This is a genomic window from Brevibacillus sp. LEMMJ03, from assembly GCF_007197875.1.
Classification (GTDB): Bacteria; Bacillota; Bacilli; order Brevibacillales; family Brevibacillaceae; genus Brevibacillus; species Brevibacillus thermoruber.
Window position 1 is genome coordinate 270,203 of the sequence record NZ_VKJN01000003.1, and the last position, 15,340, is coordinate 285,542.

The 15,340-nt window shown below is 62.6% G+C and carries 13 protein-coding genes and 1 pseudogene; 13 read left to right on the top strand and 1 reads right to left on the bottom strand.

Translation table 11 applies throughout. The annotated features are described in order from the left end of the window. Nucleotides 1-71: 71 nt before the first annotated feature. From FOI68_RS05970 to cysC, 12 genes and pseudogenes are all read left to right on the top strand, one after another. The gene (locus FOI68_RS05970) at nt 72-848 is read left to right on the top strand and encodes an inositol monophosphatase family protein (protein WP_143862609.1); all 777 of its coding nucleotides are present in this window, start codon (nt 72-74) and stop codon (nt 846-848) included. A 97-nt stretch (nt 849-945) separates the two neighbouring features. Then, nucleotides 946-1,395 carry a hypothetical protein gene (locus FOI68_RS05975; protein WP_143862663.1) on the top strand — a complete coding sequence of 150 codons (450 nt, stop codon included), beginning with the start codon at nt 946-948 and terminating at the stop codon, nt 1,393-1,395. 21 nt (nt 1,396-1,416) lie between these two features. Then, nucleotides 1,417-1,686, top strand: coding sequence for a hypothetical protein (locus FOI68_RS05980; RefSeq protein ID WP_035300023.1), 270 nt, complete (start codon nt 1,417-1,419; stop codon nt 1,684-1,686). A gap of 2 nt (nt 1,687-1,688) precedes the next feature. Further along, nucleotides 1,689-2,926: pseudogene (locus tag FOI68_RS05985) on the top strand (glutathionylspermidine synthase family protein). Between the two features lie 18 nt (nt 2,927-2,944). Next, the gene (locus tag FOI68_RS05990; RefSeq protein ID WP_044897207.1) at nt 2,945-3,382 is read left to right on the top strand and encodes a DUF350 domain-containing protein; all 438 of its coding nucleotides are present in this window, start codon (nt 2,945-2,947) and stop codon (nt 3,380-3,382) included. 261 nt (nt 3,383-3,643) lie between these two features. Continuing rightward, a complete protein-coding gene (locus FOI68_RS05995) occupies nt 3,644-4,438 on the top strand; it encodes a sirohydrochlorin chelatase (RefSeq protein ID WP_029098656.1) in 795 nt (264 codons plus the stop codon). Beyond that, complete coding sequence (locus tag FOI68_RS06000) at nt 4,422-6,038, top strand: nitrite/sulfite reductase (RefSeq protein ID WP_143862611.1); 1,617 nt, start codon at nt 4,422-4,424, stop codon at nt 6,036-6,038. Before FOI68_RS05995 ends, FOI68_RS06000 begins: the two co-directional genes overlap by 17 nt. Nucleotides 6,039-6,060: 22 nt before the next feature. After that, on the top strand, nt 6,061-6,294 hold the full coding sequence (locus FOI68_RS06005; protein ID WP_029098658.1) for a DUF3906 family protein: 234 nt from the start codon (nt 6,061-6,063) through the stop codon (nt 6,292-6,294). 120 nt (nt 6,295-6,414) lie between these two features. Further along, nucleotides 6,415-7,950 carry a uroporphyrinogen-III C-methyltransferase gene (gene cobA, locus FOI68_RS06010; protein ID WP_143862612.1) on the top strand — a complete coding sequence of 512 codons (1,536 nt, stop codon included), beginning with the start codon at nt 6,415-6,417 and terminating at the stop codon, nt 7,948-7,950. A gap of 134 nt (nt 7,951-8,084) precedes the next feature. Further along, the gene (locus tag FOI68_RS06015) at nt 8,085-8,828 is read left to right on the top strand and encodes a phosphoadenylyl-sulfate reductase (RefSeq protein WP_143862613.1); all 744 of its coding nucleotides are present in this window, start codon (nt 8,085-8,087) and stop codon (nt 8,826-8,828) included. A gap of 6 nt (nt 8,829-8,834) precedes the next feature. Continuing rightward, the gene (gene sat, locus FOI68_RS06020) at nt 8,835-9,977 is read left to right on the top strand and encodes a sulfate adenylyltransferase (RefSeq protein ID WP_029098660.1); all 1,143 of its coding nucleotides are present in this window, start codon (nt 8,835-8,837) and stop codon (nt 9,975-9,977) included. 22 nt (nt 9,978-9,999) lie between these two features. Beyond that, the gene (gene cysC / locus FOI68_RS06025) at nt 10,000-10,620 is read left to right on the top strand and encodes an adenylyl-sulfate kinase (RefSeq protein WP_035299816.1); all 621 of its coding nucleotides are present in this window, start codon (nt 10,000-10,002) and stop codon (nt 10,618-10,620) included. A 67-nt stretch (nt 10,621-10,687) separates the two neighbouring features. On the opposite strand, the gene FOI68_RS06030 is transcribed toward cysC, so the two are convergent. Continuing rightward, the gene (locus FOI68_RS06030) at nt 10,688-11,938 is read right to left on the bottom strand and encodes a hypothetical protein (RefSeq protein ID WP_044897369.1); all 1,251 of its coding nucleotides are present in this window, start codon (nt 11,936-11,938) and stop codon (nt 10,688-10,690) included. 190 nt (nt 11,939-12,128) lie between these two features. Here FOI68_RS06030 and FOI68_RS06035 point away from each other — a divergent pair, with 190 nt between their 5' ends. Further along, nucleotides 12,129-15,122, top strand: coding sequence for a DNA translocase FtsK (locus tag FOI68_RS06035; protein WP_143862614.1), 2,994 nt, complete (start codon nt 12,129-12,131; stop codon nt 15,120-15,122). The last annotated feature ends 218 nt before the right edge of the window (nt 15,123-15,340 follow it).

The window sequence follows — 15,340 nt, forward strand, 5'->3', positions numbered from 1 at the left end:
CATAGGGAAAAAACCCGGCAAAACGCAAGGGAAAACCATGGATGACGACAGAGAAAAGGAGATGGAGCACCATGCTGGACATTGCCAAGGAAGCCGCACGCCAGGCGGGCGCGTATTTGCAGGAGCGGTTTTTGGAGCGGCTCGTGCCCGATGAGGAACTGCACAACGACGTAAAGCTGCCGGAAGACAAGGAAAGCGAACGGCGCATCATCGAGGTGCTGCGCCGTCATGTTCCCGCGCATGCGATCTATTCCGAAGAGATCGGCATGGTGGAGGGCGACGAGGAATACCTCTGGATCGTCGACCCGCTGGACGGCACCAACAATTACTTTATCGGCTTTCCCTACTTCGCCGTCTCCATCGCGCTGCAGCACAGAGGCGAAGTCGTGCTGGGAGTGGTGTACAATCCGGTGGCCGGCCAGATGTTTTGGGCGGAGAAGGGAAACGGGGCGTTTTTGAACGGCAGACGCCTTGCCGTCAACGAGCGGGACGATCTGACGAGAGCGGTCGGCACGTACATTCGCGGCCGCGACACGGTGACCAAGGAGGAAGAGTGGGCGTTTACCCGTCCGTTCGCGATGAACACCAAGCGGCTGATGCGCAACCTCGCTCCCGCCCTGGACTGGTGCCTCCTGGCAAACGGGTGGCTGGACTATATCGTCATGCAGCGCTCCGGCATCATGGATGTGGCGGCCGGCATCCTGATTGCCCAGGAGGCGGGGGCGGCCGTAACGGATTGGGAGGGGCACCCGTACCGGCACGGATCGTTCAGCGCCGATCGCTTCCCCTCGCTGGTGGCCAGCAACGGACGGCTGCATGAACGGATTTGCCGCTTGATCGGCGGATAAGGGACGGCAGTTGATTCGGTCCCTGCGAAACCGGACCGTTCCTCCTGCGTAGAAAATGGTGTCACTGTTATTTCATGGGGAATGAGAGGTGCTGCACGTGGTACGGCTGGAGTACCGTTTGCTGGACGAAGCCAATGGCTATCCCGTCCTGTTCTACTACGACCAGATCGGGAAGGATGAGGTATCCCTGCGGTTTGCCTGCGATTATCTCGTCAAGGGACACGTCGTCTACGAAAAGACGTCCTGCGCCGTCGAACCCGGCTGTTACGTCATCTACGTCAAGCGTTCCACGGAGGAACAGGCAGTCGACTACGAAAAGACGGAGGCCGCCCGCTGGGGAAGCATCCAGATTGAACTCAGGGAGTACCGCGACGGCGTCTCCGTCTATCCGCTGGTGCATACGTATTATTTCAAAGATGACGACGACGCGCTCCTGCACCTGCAAAGCGACTATCTGTACGTAAATGGGCGCGAGTGGGAGAAGACTTCGACGGAAGTGGACGAAGACAGGCGCGTGTACGTCTTTTACGCGCTGCCGGCATCGTAAGGAGGGGACAGACAGGTGGGGATGAGCAAAACAGCCAAGGTGGCCGGGCTGTTCATTGCGGCCGCATTGGCCGTCGGGGGCTGCGCGGCTGATGACAACACCTATTACGACGACGACTGCTACGACGAAAACGACGACGGCTCCTGCGACGGCAGCGGCAGCTCGACAGGCAGATCGTATGTGGACATCGACGGCAAGAACAAGTACAACCGGCATTACACCGGAGTGACGAGCGGCTCTTCCGGGGCAAAGGGCGGCATCGGCAGCTCGGGCTTCACCAGTTCGGGGTAACGATGACAGACTATCTGAATCGGCGCGAGCGGCTGTACGGACCGCTCAGGGCGAGCGGTGTCTTTACCTGGGATTGGTTGTACGGAGAAGAGTACGCCCTGGCTTGCCTCCGGGAAATTTCGCCCGATCTCCGGCGACGCTTGGCCGAGGCGACGGCCAGGATCGGGCGCGTCTTCGCCAAGGTGGTACCCGTGCTGCAGCAGGCGGATGACGAGCTGCTCCTGGAACTGGGGGTGCCGAAGGAAGCGCTGGCTGCGGTTCGCGTCGCCGTAGCAGGCATCAGTCCCACATTAATCGGCCGGTTTGACTTTGCCGAGACGGACGATGGGCTGAAAATGCTGGAGTGTAACAGCGACACGCCGACCGGGATCGTCGAGGCGTTTTGTGTCAACGAACACGCCTGCCGCTTTTTCGGCGTGAAAAATCCCAACGAAGGGATGGCCGCACAGATTGCCGCTGCGTTTCGCGGTATCATCCGGGCGTACCGCAGACAGGGGCACGCGGTCAGGCACATTTGGTTCAGTTCGCTTGATTGGCACGAGGAGGACAAGGGAACCACGCTGTATCTGATGCGCCAGTCCGGGCTGCCGGCCCGGTTTGCCCCGCTGGAGAAGCTGCGCGTCTGGGAGGATGGGCTGTACGTGCTGGACGGCGAGCGGCTGCATCCGGTAGACGTGCTGTACCGCCTGCACGCCCTGGAAAAGCTGGCGGAGGAGAGGACACGGACGGCTATCCCACCGGCGCCCACGTGCTGCGGCTGATCGCGGAGCGGAAGCTGGCGGTGATCAACCCGCCGTCCGCCTTTCTCATACAGACAAAAGCGCTGCAGGCGCTGATCTGGAGCCTGCACGAGTCCGGCGAATTTTTCAGCCCGGACGAGCAGGAATGCATTGCGGCCCACATGCTGCCTACCTATTTTGAGAACCGCTTTCGAGGAACGGAGGCCTACGTCAGCAAGCCCATCTTCGGCCGGGAGGGCGGCGGCGTCGTGCTTTACGATGCGGACGGAACAGCGGTGGAGCGGGATGGCGAAACGCTGTACTGGGAGCAGCCGATGATTTACCAGAAGCGGGTGGAACTGCCCGTCGTGACCGTCGAGACGGCCAACGGGCCGTATGAAGGACGGCTGCTTTGGGGCTCGTTCTGGATCGGCGGGGAAGCGTCGGCGATCATCGCCCGCGTCGGCGGCGCGATCACCAACAACATGTCCTATTACCTGCCGGTCGGGATGCCATGGTAACGAGAGGAGAGGAGCGACATGGAGGCTCAGTGGATGTATGTGTGTAATTTTCTCGCGTATTTGGCGGTGACGCTGCCGTTGATGGGCTTCGGGATTTTCGTGTTTGCCGTCACCACCCCGTACAGGGAGTACGACCTGATCCGCGAGGGGGCCCAGACGGACGACCCGCAAAAAGTGGCGGCTGCCAAGGCGGCGGCGCACGATCTGGGCGGAAAGATCATCGGTCTGGCACTCGTGCTGGCATCGGCCATTTTTCACGCCGTCAGCCTGTGGGACCTCGTGATTTGGGGCATTGTCGGCACAGTGTTCCAGGTGCTGGTTTTTTATCTGTTTGAATGGCTCACCCCGTTTAAAGTGGTCTCGGAAATCCCCAAGGGCAACATTTCCGTCGGGATCTTCACGTCCCGCCTGAGTATTGCCGCCGGCCTCCTGATGGCGGCGCTGATCAGCTACTAGGTCCGCGAAAGGAAAAGCCGAACAGGACGGCGGGTTCATGGAGACGATCGGGATGCTGCTGCCGGCCGGCCGAGCGTTCGGATGGCGGTGACCAATAGGGTGCCGGGCGTGCACAAGGACCCTGCGAACGAAGCATGTCATGCCGTTCGCGGGGTTCTTGCATGCCCGGCGCTTTTTTTGTTGACGGCCGGCGTGGATGCCACTATAATTCCAAGTAACTATATAGGAATTATAAAAATTTTGGGGAAAGGGGGAAGCCGAATGACCCATGCGGCCGTGCTGGTCATCGCCCACGGATCGCCTGACCCCGACTGGATGGAGCGGGTGGAGGAAGCGGTCCGTCCCTACCGCCGCCAGATGTTGATTCGGGTCGCCTACTTGGGCGGGGTGGACGGGCGCGGCATCGCCGATGAAGTGGAGCGCCTGGAGCGGGCGGGCGTGGAGACGATTGCCGCCGTGCCGCTGTTTGTCACCGCCGGCAGCACACACGTCAGCGAGATCAGGGGAATGCTCGGGCTGGAGCCGGACGCTGTTTTGCCAAAAGAAGTCCGGCCTGTCTCCACTCGGGCCCGGTTTCTCTGGTGTCCGCCGCTGGAGGACCATCCGCTGGCGGAGCAGATCGTCTGTGAACGGCTGCGGGCGCTGTCCGTCGATGCCCGCCGCGAAGCGCTCCTGCTCGTCGGACACGGCAGCGACCTGCCGGGGTATCGGGAACGCTGGGAGCGTCTCCTGCACCGCTTGACGTTCCGCCTGCAAAACCGCTTTTACTTCACCGCCGCGGGCTATGCCACGCTGCGGCCGGATACGGTCGCGACCCGCGCCCGTCAGCTTGCGGCTTGCGGCGAGCTGATCGTGCTGCCGCTGTTCGTCAGCCAGGGGTATTTTACCCGCCGCGCTCTTCCGGAGCGGCTGGCGGGGGTGCCCTACCGGTACGACGGCAGCGCCTACCTGCCTCACCCGCTGATCGGCGAGTGGATCGTACAGTCGGCGGAGGCAGCGTTTTTGTTGGACTATCAAACGCAAAGGAGCGTGTATGGCGATGGCCGAGCAACGTAAATGGAAATGGGCGGATGACCCGAACCTGAACAAGGTGGAGCTGACCAAGCTGGAAAAAGACGGGCTGGACGTGATCGAGACGATCATCAACACCTATTCGAAGCAGGGGTACGACTCCATCGAAGCTTCCGACTTCGACCGATTCAAGTGGGCGGGCGTCTACCAGCAGCGGCCCAAGGACGGCCATTTCATGATGCGGGTGCGCATCCCCGGCGGGATTTTGACCAGTGATCAGGCCCGTGTACTGGCCGGCATCGCCCGTGACTACGGCCGCGATCTGGTGGACGTGACGACGCGGCAGGCCGTGCAGTTCCACTGGCTGACCGTGGAGTCGCTCGCCGACATCTTCGAACGGCTGGGGTCAGTCGGTCTTTCCTCGTTTGAAGCGTGCGGAGACTGTCCGCGGACGATCATGGGCAATCCGCTCGCCGGCATCGATCCGCATGAAGTGCTTGACACGCGTCCGATTGTCAAAGAATTGGAGCAATTCTTTCTGCTCAACCGGGACTTTTCCAACCTGCCGCGCAAGTACAAGATGTCGATCTCGGCCAACGTGTACAACGCGGCTCACGCGCAGATCAACGACCTGGCGTTTACCCCGGCGAAAAAGACGATCGGCGGGGAGGAGGTCATCGGCTTTCACGTCTGGGTCGGCGGCGGCCTGTCGGCCAAACCGTACCTGGCGCAGCAGTTGGACGTTTTCTGCCGCCCGGAAGAGGTCGTCAAGGTGGCGGCCGGCGTCACCACGCTGTTCCGCGACCACGGCTACCGGTACAAACGGACCCATGCCCGGCTCAAGTTCCTGGTCGCCGACTGGGGAGTAGAGCGGTTCAGGGAAGAGCTGCTGAAGCTGACCGGCGAACTGGAGACGAGGGGAGAAGACCTGCTGAAGGGCTGGAACGCCGGCTACTTTTACGGTATTCACGAGCAGCGGCAGAAAGGCTTCTACTACGCCGGGCTGTCGGTGCCCATCGGCCGCATGAACGCGGATGAACTGCTGGAGCTGGCCCGCCTGGCGGACGAGTACGGCGACGGAACGATCGGCACCTGCAACACGCAAAACGTGCTGATCCGCAACATTCCGGCGGAAAAAGTGGAGGCGTTCCGGGCCGAGCCGATCGTGGTCAGCCGTTTCAAGCTGGAGCCCAACACGTTTGTCGGGTATGCCGTCTCCTGCACGGGGATCGAATACTGCAACCTGGCGATCGTGGAGACCAAGGCGCGGATGCGGGCGCTGGCGGAGTACCTGGACGAGACTGTGCCGCTTGACACGCCGCTGCGCATCCACATGGTGGGGTGTCCCAACTCGTGCGGCCAGCGGCAGATCGCCGACATCGGCCTGCAGGGCGCGCTGGTGAAAACCCCGGAGGGAATGGTGGACGCGTTTGACGTCCACGTCGGCGGCACGCTGGAAGACGCCCGCTTCAACCAAAAGTTGAAGGTGCGCATTACCGCCGACCGGCTGGGACCGTTCCTGGCGCAGCTCATCACCGTTTACAAGGAAGAGCGGCTGGAAGGGGAGCCGTACTGGCGCTACGTGGAACGCGTCGGAATCGAGGCGATTCAGCGGCAGGCGGAGGCGATTTTACAGACGGCGTAAGCGGCGGCGAGGAGGAGACGAGATGGCGGAACAGCAAGCGGAAACGTATCTGTACAAATTGGAAGCGGAGCTGGCGGACCGGCTGCTGACGGTCGTGGTCGTCGCACAGTCGGACGAAAGGGCGTTCAGCTCGGCGGAGAACAACATTCTCCGGCACACGGTGGCGCCGCCGCAGATCAAACAGCTCAGCCTGGTGGAAAAAAAGCCGCTGGGTCGGCAGGGCGTGGGCTATGTGATTGAAACGTCGCAGTTTTGAAAGGGCAAAGGCGCGGCGGCTTATGCCCGCCGCGTCTCATGGGAACCCGGCAGCGAAGCCTCGGCGGCGGCGCGCCTTGCCGCGTCAGACAAGGAACGGGTACAGCGAGGAGGGCGGTTGATGAGGAAGACAGGCAGCGTCATGTTTGTGGGGGCCGGCCCGGGGGATCCCAAGCTGCTCACGATCAAAGGCAGGGAGGCGATCAAACGGGCGGATGTGGTCGTGTACGACCGGCTGGCCAATCCGCTGCTGCTCGCCCACGCCAGAACGGATGCGCGGCTGATCTACGTCGGCAAGGAAGCGGATCGCCACTCGCTTCCCCAGGAGGAGATCAACCGGCTGCTCGTTCGGGAAGCGCAGCAGGGCCGCCTGGTAGTCAGGCTGAAAGGCGGCGATCCGAGCATCTTCGGTCGGGTCGGCGAGGAGGCGGAAGCGTGCCGGAAAGAAGGGATCCCGTTTGACATCGTGCCCGGCATCACCTCGGGCGTGGCGGCTCCGCTGTACGCGGGGATTCCGCTGACGCACCGGGAGTACAACTCGGCGGTGGCGTTTCTCACCGGCCACCAGTGCGAGCAAAACGCGGGCAGGGAGCTGGATTGGGCGGCGCTGGCTGCTGTCGAAACGCTGGTGATTTACATGGGCGTGAAAAACCTGCCGTTCATCCGGGAGCGGCTGCTGGCGCACGGCAAGGCGGCGGATACGCCGGTGGCGCTGGTGCGCTGGGGCACGCTCAGCGAGCAGCAGACGCTGGTCGGCGTGCTTTCCACCATCGACCGTCAGGCGGCGGAGGCGAAGTTTTCCGCGCCGGCGATCATCGTCATCGGCGAGGTGGTCAGGCTGCGCGATACGCTCGAGTGGTACGAGAGCAAGCCGCTGTTCGGGCTGACGGTGGCCGCGGCCGCCGACGATCCGGCGGAACAGGAGGAGAGCCTGTTGGCGGAGTTGGAGTCGCTGGGGGCCGATGTCCTGCCGGTGGCGGTCGCCGCGCGGGCAGCGGGGGCTGATGAAGACGCGGTACGCCTGACCGATGAGCTGGAAGCATGCCGGTGGCTGGTGTTTGCCGACGAGCGGCAGGCGGACTTCTTTTTCCGCACGCTCCGTGAACGGCGGATCGATATCCGCCGGATCAAGGCCCGGATTGCCGCGCTGGGCGAACGGACCGCCCAGGCCCTCGAGAGTCGGGGACTGCCGGCGGAGCGGCTGTTTGCCGCAAACGAACCGCTCGCCGCCGTATACCGGAACCTGCCGCTCGCCCCGGGAGACCGGGTGCTGTGCCTGAGCGGCGGCCCGAGCGGGATCGTCGCGTACCCGGACGGGGTGGTTTGGCGCACGGCTTCCGCAGGCCGTCTGACATGGGTCGATTCCCACCCTGTGGCCCCGCTGCTGCGGGCCCGGACATTCGACTGGCTGGCGGCGGATGATCCGTACCATCTGGAGGCGCTGGCGCAGTTCGCCGGAGAAGGGTGGCAGGACCGGCCGCTGCTCTGTGTCGGCGAAGAGACGGCTGCCCGTGCCCGTTCCATGGGCTGGAGGCAGGCGGTGTTATGCGAGCGGGGAACGTCGGCACTGGCGGAGGAACTGCAGCGATGCCTTCGCGCGCTCGGCGTTCGTACGGCCCAACATGCCGAGCATGTGTACCAGCACCATGGGCGGTAGTGGTCTCGCGGCGAAAAGCGGTATCACCATTGCCTTGTTGTTCGCCAGAAACATCGGCGCCAGCGGGACGGCAACTTCCATGGGAGCGGCGTGCGCCGGGAAAACAGTTCGGTCAACGATCAAGGAGGAGGCATATGAACTGGAATTACGAATCGGCGACGGATGCCGATCTCGCCTTTGTCAATCGGGAGATGGTGGGCAAAGACGCGCTGGACGTGATCAAGTGGGCGTACGGCACGTTCGGCGACGACCTGGTGTACGCCTGCAGCTTTGGAGCGGAAGGCATCGTGCTGCTCGACCTGATCAGCAAGGTGAAGCCGGACGCCCCCGTGTTTTTTCTCGACACCCATCTCCACTTTGCCGAAACCTACGACCTGATCAAACGGGTCCGGGAGCGCTACCCGACGCTGCGGATCACGATCAAGGAACCGGCGCTCTCCCTGGCCGAGCAGGCGGCCGCTTACGGGGAGGCGCTGTGGGAGCGGCAGCCCGACCTGTGCTGTCAACTGCGCAAGGTGGAGCCGTTGGCGTCGGTGCTGGAGGGGGCGGTTGCCTGGCTGTCCGGTCTGCGGCGGGAACAGTCGCCGACGCGGGCCCACGTCCAATACGTCAACCGGGACAACCGCTTCCGTTCGCTCAAGGTGTGTCCGCTGATTCACTGGACGTGGCAGGAGGTATGGCAGTACATCCGCACGTTCGACCTGCCGTACAATCCGCTGCACGATCAGGGGTATCCCAGCATCGGATGCGCCCCCTGCACGCGTGCGGTCCAAGAAGGAGAGGACGCGCGGGCCGGCCGCTGGGCGAACACGGGCAAGACCGAATGCGGCCTGCACGTCGTGCCCGCTTCGGCAACTCGATCCGATACAGAGGAGTGAAGGAACATGACGACAAGCCAACCACACGGCGGCACACTGATCAACCGGTTCGATCCGGAAGCAGACCTCTCGCTGGCGGTGCGGGAGGTGGAACTGGACGCGTTTGCGCTGGCGGACCTGGAACTGATCGCCATCGGGGCGTACAGCCCGCTCACCGGCTTTCTGGAGCGCGGTGATTACGAATCGGTCGTGGAGCGGATGCGGCTTGCGAACGGGCAGGTGTGGAGCATTCCCGTCACGCTGCCCGTCGCGGAAGCGGATGCGGCCGGACTGAAGGCCGGCGATTCCGTGCGGCTGTCGCACCAAGGAACCGTTTACGGCCTGTTGGAAGTGCGCGATATCTACCGTCCGGACAAACAGGTGGAAGCCCGCCAGGTGTACGGCACCGACGACATCAACCACCCGGGGGTAAAAAAGCTGCTGGAGCGGCCGAATGTGTATCTCGGCGGTCCGATCACGCTGGTGAGACGGCCTGACAAAGGCGTGTTCGCCGCCCATACCTTTGACCCGGCCGAGACCAGAAAACGGTTTGCCGAGCGGGGCTGGAACACCGTGGTCGGCTTCCAGACGCGCAATCCCGTTCACCGCGCGCACGAGTACATTCAAAAGGCGGCACTGGAAATCGTCGACGGCCTGCTCCTCCATCCGCTGGTCGGCGAGACAAAGGCGGACGACATCCCCGCCGCCGTCCGCATGGAGAGCTACCAGGTGCTGCTGCGCCACTACTATCCGGCCGATCGCGTGCAGCTCGCCGTGTTTCCCGCCGCGATGCGCTACGCCGGACCGCGGGAGGCGATCTTTCACGCGCTGGTGCGCAAAAACTACGGCTGCACCCACTTTATCGTCGGCCGCGACCATGCCGGTGTAGGCAATTACTACGGCACGTACGACGCGCAGCGAATCTTTCTGCGCTTCACCCCGGAAGAGCTGGGCATCACGCCGCTGTTTTTCGAAAACAGCTTCTACTGCCGTGCCTGCGGCAGCATGGCCTCCAGCAAGACCTGCCCGCACGGCACGGAACATCACGTGGCGCTGTCCGGCACCAAGGTGCGGGAGATGCTCTCCCGCGGGGAAGCGCCGCCGCCGGAGTTCAGCCGCCCGGAAGTCGCCAAGGTCCTGATCGAAGGACTGCAGGCGCTGTCCGTCTGACGGGGAGAGGGGAGGAAACGCGATGAGCAGAGAGACGACGAGCGCTCATGTGGTCTGGCATCCGACGACGGTGACGAAGGCAGACCGGCAGCGGCAAAACGGCCACAAAAGCTGCATCCTCTGGTTTACCGGACTGTCCGGCGCGGGCAAGTCGACGCTGGCCAACGCCGTGGAGCAGCAGCTCCACGAGCGCGGCCTGAAGAGCTACGTGCTGGACGGCGACAACATTCGGCACGGCCTGAATCGCGGGCTGGGGTTCGGCCCGGCCGACCGCAAGGAAAACATCCGGCGGATTGCCGAAGTGGCCAAGCTGTTCGTCGACGCGGGCGTGATCGTGCTGACGGCCTTCATTTCCCCGTTTCGCGAGGACCGCGAGCTGGCGAGGGGACTGGTGGAACCGGACGAATTTGTGGAGATCTACGTCAAATGTCCGCTGGAGGAGTGCGAACGGCGCGATCCGAAAGGCTTGTACCGGAAGGCGAGAAGCGGAGAGATTGCGGAGTTTACCGGAATCACGTCTCCGTACGAAGAACCGCTCGCCCCGGAGCTGGTCGTGGAAAGCGGCACGCAGTCGGTGGAGGAGTCGGTCCGGATCGTCCTGCGCCATCTGGAAGAGCGGGGGATCATTCCGGCGAGCCGGTAGAGCAGTACAATGAAACGAAAAAAACAGGCATGGCGGTTGGTCGCCATGCCTGTCTGCTTTCAACCCGTTACTTTTTCGTCTCCTGTTCAATTGCCTTGTCCGGCTCCAGGGACTGGGGTTCTTCCAGCGCTTTTTCCACGAACGTGCGCAGGAAGCCTTTTTCATGGAAAGCGTCGAGCGCTTTTTTGTCTTGTTTCAGTTGGTCGATCGTTACAGCGGCGTCTTTGGACGGAACGTCGTACTTGGTCGGTTTGCCGAAGTTGTAGGCGAACTGGTCGGATTCCAGCCCGATGGTCAGCGGCTGTTTCATTTGCGGAGCCTGGAAGGTAACGCTCAGCGCGCTCTTTTGGCGAACCGGCAGTTTTGCTTCGTCGATGTAGAAGTCCAGGTTCCATGTCAGACCGTGGAAGCCGTTTTGTTTGGCCTTTTCCAGAAGTTGTTCCGGCGTCAGCTTTTTGCCCTCGGTATTCAGCCATTGTTTGGCTTGTGCCAGACCGGCCGTTACCATTGCTTCGGCGACCGCGCGTTTTTCCGCCTCGGTGGTTTTCTTCTCCGGATTGAGCAGCTCTTCCTGCAGGCTGTTGGAGAGCACCAGCATGTCGATGGCGAACGCTTTGACGTCCTGGTTGGCCACCGCGTCGTTGGCGGTGTAGAAGAACAGGTTGATCAGTTCCTTGGCGTCAAGCTTCACGGCTACGTGGGTCGCCTTTACCTTTTCGCCGTTGGGCAGCTCCACGGTCTCGGTGCCCAGGTTTTTCGCGTTGGACAGCTTGTAGCCGTATGTAGCGATGTACTTCTTCGCGAAGTCGATCGCCAGTTTGTTCATCTTGTCCTGATACTCTTTTACTTTGGCGGCGTCCACTTTGACTTCTCCGCCGAGAGCGGCCGCGTTGGCCACGTTGGTGTCAAGCAGCAGGTACTTTTGATCCAGCGGCGATTTCGCAAACAACTTGTCGTCGTTTACGACCAGCTCCAGCGCGGCCTTTTTGTCGCCGGTCCAGAACCCTTTTTCGCGAAGCAGCTTGTCGTCGTTTACTTCCAGATTGAACTTCACGTTTTTCAGGTCAAGCTGCGTACCTTTCACGGTTACGCCCGCTTTCACAGCGGCCAGGAGTGCGGCGGTGTCCTTGTCCTGCTGTTCCCCCAAGGCGGCCGGCAGCTTGTCGACGTCGCCGGTCAATTTGAGTGTCCCTACAAAGTCGTAGTTGGGCTTCTCCAGAGACGCCACCACGGCGTCGCGCACGAGAGACGCTTCGCCGGCGCAACCGGTCAGAAGCAGCATCAGCGCGAGAAGCAGGGCACTACCTTTTTTCCACATGCTGTCATCCTCCCCTACATCGTCTTTGTGTTTTTCCAATATGTACTACGTTCCATATGAAAAAAGGTTGCGGAATTTTGGAAAAAAACGCGGGACTGAAAAACAAGGGGATGATTCATGGTAATATGATAGAGAGAATAGATCGATAAAGAAGCTAGAAGAAGGTTACGGAAGAAAGGAACGTTGCAACATGTGGTCGTGGCTGCACAAGCTGATTCGATATATTCTGGGAGAGGAAGAGCAGGAGTGGGAGCAGGAGCGTGAACACGCCCATCGCCCGCCTGCCGGGCCGTCCGCCGGTCAGCTCCGGGCAAAGACGAAGAGCATTTACCCGAAACAGCGGGGCGACGAGCAGGAACCGGAGCTGCCGAGAAGGGAGAAGCAGCGCCATTTTCGCTTTCCCGTGATCTCGGACGAGGAGCTTCGCCGGCCGAAGAAGAGAGGGCCGGTGGAAGCGGACAAGCCCGGGCGGGATGCCGGTCTGTCCTCCGGAGGGCCGGATTTGATCTTCCGCAGCGGCTCATCCGCCCGCGGCACCGCGGACGGGATGAAGCCCGACGAACAGGTGAAGCCAGAAGTCCTTCAAGGGAAGCGGGAAGCTGAGCGTCTCCCGCGCGAAGCGGACCGCGCGAGAGTGGAACCGGTCCGCCGTGAAGAGAGAAAAGCCGAGCCGTTTCGCCCGGCACGGCCGACTGCGGAAAAACGTACATACACACCGTCGGAGTTCATCTCCCCGGTATACGGAAAAATGACGCCGTCCACGCGGGAGACGGAGCACCGGATTCATACGACGTCCGGGGTCGTCTACGCCGGAGCGGACAGCCAGCGGGAACTGGCGGACAGGGAGGCGGCCGCGGAGAGCGACCGCACGGAGGTGCCGACTGCAGCGGAGACAGACGCTGTTTCGGCGGATCGCGGCGCGTGGGCGCTGCCGGATAAACCGGCAGCAGGAACGGCTGCAAAGCTCCCGTGGACAAAGCGGGAAGTGCCCGCGGCCGAGACCGGTACGGGTGCGGGGGAAGCTGCTGCCGCACGGGCCGTTCCGGAGGCACAAGCAGAATCGGCGGCGTCCGATGCGGCGACAACACTCGATTTGGTGTTCAAAAACAAGGCGGCGGCCGAGGCCGTGGCAAAGACGGAGACGGTGTCCGAGACAGAGACGGTACTCGAGACAGAGACGGTGCCGTCGGAAAAGATGGACGCGGGAACAGAATACGCTCCAGCGGCCGAGGCTGTTTTCCGGAAGGAGGACGGGTCCGACGGAAACCAGCCGCCGCTCCCGGTTGCCCCTTCCGTTCCAGACTCGGCGGTGAACACGGAAACGGCAGAGGCTGCCGCAGCGGCGAATCCGCCCTCTGTCTCGGAGACTGCCGCGGCGGATGGGGTGATGGAGGCGCCGGCGAAAGCCAAGTGCGAATCGCCCGCAGAGCCCATCGAAACAGCGGCGGGAGACATGGCCGAAGTGCCGACAGAACCGGCCGAAACGCTGGCGGCAGTGAAGTCAGAGGCACCGGAAGAGCCGGTCGAACCGCTGGCGGCAGCGATGTCCGACGCATCGGCGGCAAAACCGCTCTCTCCTTCATGGGAGTCGTCCGCTCCCGTACTGCCCGCTCGCGCCCATGATGAACAGCCTGCAGCAGCCGGGCTGGATGCTGCCGCAGAGTGGACAGCCCGGGAGGAAGAGACGAGCGCAGGAGAAACCGCCGCATCGTCCGCCTCCGCCGTCGATCAGGAAAGGGCATCGTCGGCTGTAGGAGCGGCGGAACCGGCCGCCTCTTACGTGCTGCCGTCGCTCGATCTGCTCGACCCCAGCCCGCCGATGAGCGAAGACGACGACGAGCACACGCAGCTCCAAAAACTGCTTCTGGAGGAGACGCTGGCCAATTTCAACGTCAACGCCCAGGTGGTGGGCATCGTCAAAGGGCCGTCCGTCACGCGCTTTGAGCTGCAGCCGGCGCCGGGGGTCAAGGTGAACAAAATCACCAGCCTCATTGACGACATCAAGCTGAACCTGGCGGCCAAGGACATTCGCATCGAGGCGCCGATTCCCGGCCGCAACGCCGTCGGGATCGAGGTACCCAACCTGACCAGCCAGCCGGTCCTGATCAGCCGGATCATCGGCTCGGCGAAATTCCGCGAGCATCCGTCACCGCTGGCCGTGGCGCTCGGCATGGACATTGGCGGGGAGCCGATCGTCGCCGACATCAAGAAGATGCCGCACGGACTGATCGCGGGCGCCACCGGCTCGGGGAAAAGCGTCTGCATCAACTCGATCATCGTCAGCCTCTTGTACAAGGCGACGCCGGAACAAGTGCGGCTGCTGCTGATCGACCCGAAAATGGTGGAACTGGCTCCGTACAACCACCTGCCCCATCTGGTGACGCCGGTGGTGACGGACGCCAAGCAGGCGACGGCCGCCCTGAAGTGGGCGGTGGAGGAGATGGAAAAACGCTACGCCCTCTTCGTCGACGCGGGGGCGCGGGACATCGAACGCTACAACCAGACCGTCGACCAGCCGCTGCCGTACATCGTCATCGTGATCGACGAGCTGGCCGACCTGATGATGGTCTCGCCGCAGGACGTGGAGGAATGCATCATCCGCATCGCGCAAAAGGCGCGGGCCTGCGGCATTCACCTGCTGCTGGCCACGCAGCGGCCGTCCGTGGACGTCATCACCGGCAACATCAAGGCCAACGTGCCCACCCGTCTCGCGTTTGCCGTCTTCTCGCAGGTGGATTCCCGCACCATCCTCGACCAGTCGGGGGCGGAGCGGCTGTTGGGACGGGGCGACATGCTCTTTTTGGAGAGCGGGGTCACGCCTGTCCGCCTGCAGGGGAACTACGTCTCGGACGACGAAATCGAACGGGTCACGCGCGCGATCAAACAGCAGCGAAAGCCGTCCTACCTGTTCAGCAAAGAGGAGCTTGAGCAGCAGGTCCAGTCGTACGACATGGGCGACGATCCGCTGTACCACGAGGCGCTGCTCTTTGTCGCGGAACAGGGACAGGCCTCCGCTTCCGCGCTGCAGCGCCGCTTCCGCATCGGGTACAACCGGGCAGCCCGCCTGATCGAGATGATGGAGGCGGACGGCTACGTCGCCGGCCAGAGCGGCGGCAAGCCCCGCGCCGTGCTGATCACCCGCGAGGACGCCGAGGCGCTTGCAGAAGGATCGACACTGTTCTAGGGAAAAAAGAGGGAAGCAGCAAAGGTCTTGCCGATTCGGCAAGGCCTTTTTTTGGCTTTCTGGGACAGCCAGGTCGTGGTTGGCTCCTTGTCGGCACGATACCGGACAGCGTGGAAGGGTTTTTGCGCTGATCGATAAATGACGTGAGCCATCAGACAGACAGATCTTGCCGAAACATCCGTTGCTGCGTTATTCTGAAAAATATGACAAAAGGAAGC

Excerpts from the sequence above, each read along its gene's own strand:
- FOI68_RS06035 (WP_143862614.1), top strand. The coding sequence starts at position 12,129 with ATGTGGTCGTGGCTGCACAAGCTGATTCGATATATTCTGGGAGAGGAA.
- FOI68_RS06015 (WP_143862613.1), top strand. The coding sequence starts at position 8,085 with ATGAACTGGAATTACGAATCGGCGACGGATGCCGATCTCGCCTTTGTC.
- sat (WP_029098660.1), top strand. The coding sequence starts at position 8,835 with ATGACGACAAGCCAACCACACGGCGGCACACTGATCAACCGGTTCGAT.
- FOI68_RS05995 (WP_029098656.1), top strand. The coding sequence starts at position 3,644 with ATGACCCATGCGGCCGTGCTGGTCATCGCCCACGGATCGCCTGACCCC.
- FOI68_RS05990 (WP_044897207.1), top strand. The coding sequence starts at position 2,945 with ATGGAGGCTCAGTGGATGTATGTGTGTAATTTTCTCGCGTATTTGGCG.
- FOI68_RS05980 (WP_035300023.1), top strand. The coding sequence starts at position 1,417 with ATGAGCAAAACAGCCAAGGTGGCCGGGCTGTTCATTGCGGCCGCATTG.
- cobA (WP_143862612.1), top strand. The coding sequence starts at position 6,415 with ATGAGGAAGACAGGCAGCGTCATGTTTGTGGGGGCCGGCCCGGGGGAT.
- FOI68_RS06005 (WP_029098658.1), top strand. The coding sequence starts at position 6,061 with ATGGCGGAACAGCAAGCGGAAACGTATCTGTACAAATTGGAAGCGGAG.
- cysC (WP_035299816.1), top strand. The coding sequence starts at position 10,000 with ATGAGCAGAGAGACGACGAGCGCTCATGTGGTCTGGCATCCGACGACG.
- FOI68_RS06030 (WP_044897369.1), bottom strand. The coding sequence starts at position 11,938 with ATGTGGAAAAAAGGTAGTGCCCTGCTTCTCGCGCTGATGCTGCTTCTG.
- FOI68_RS05970 (WP_143862609.1), top strand. The coding sequence starts at position 72 with ATGCTGGACATTGCCAAGGAAGCCGCACGCCAGGCGGGCGCGTATTTG.
- FOI68_RS06000 (WP_143862611.1), top strand. The coding sequence starts at position 4,422 with ATGGCCGAGCAACGTAAATGGAAATGGGCGGATGACCCGAACCTGAAC.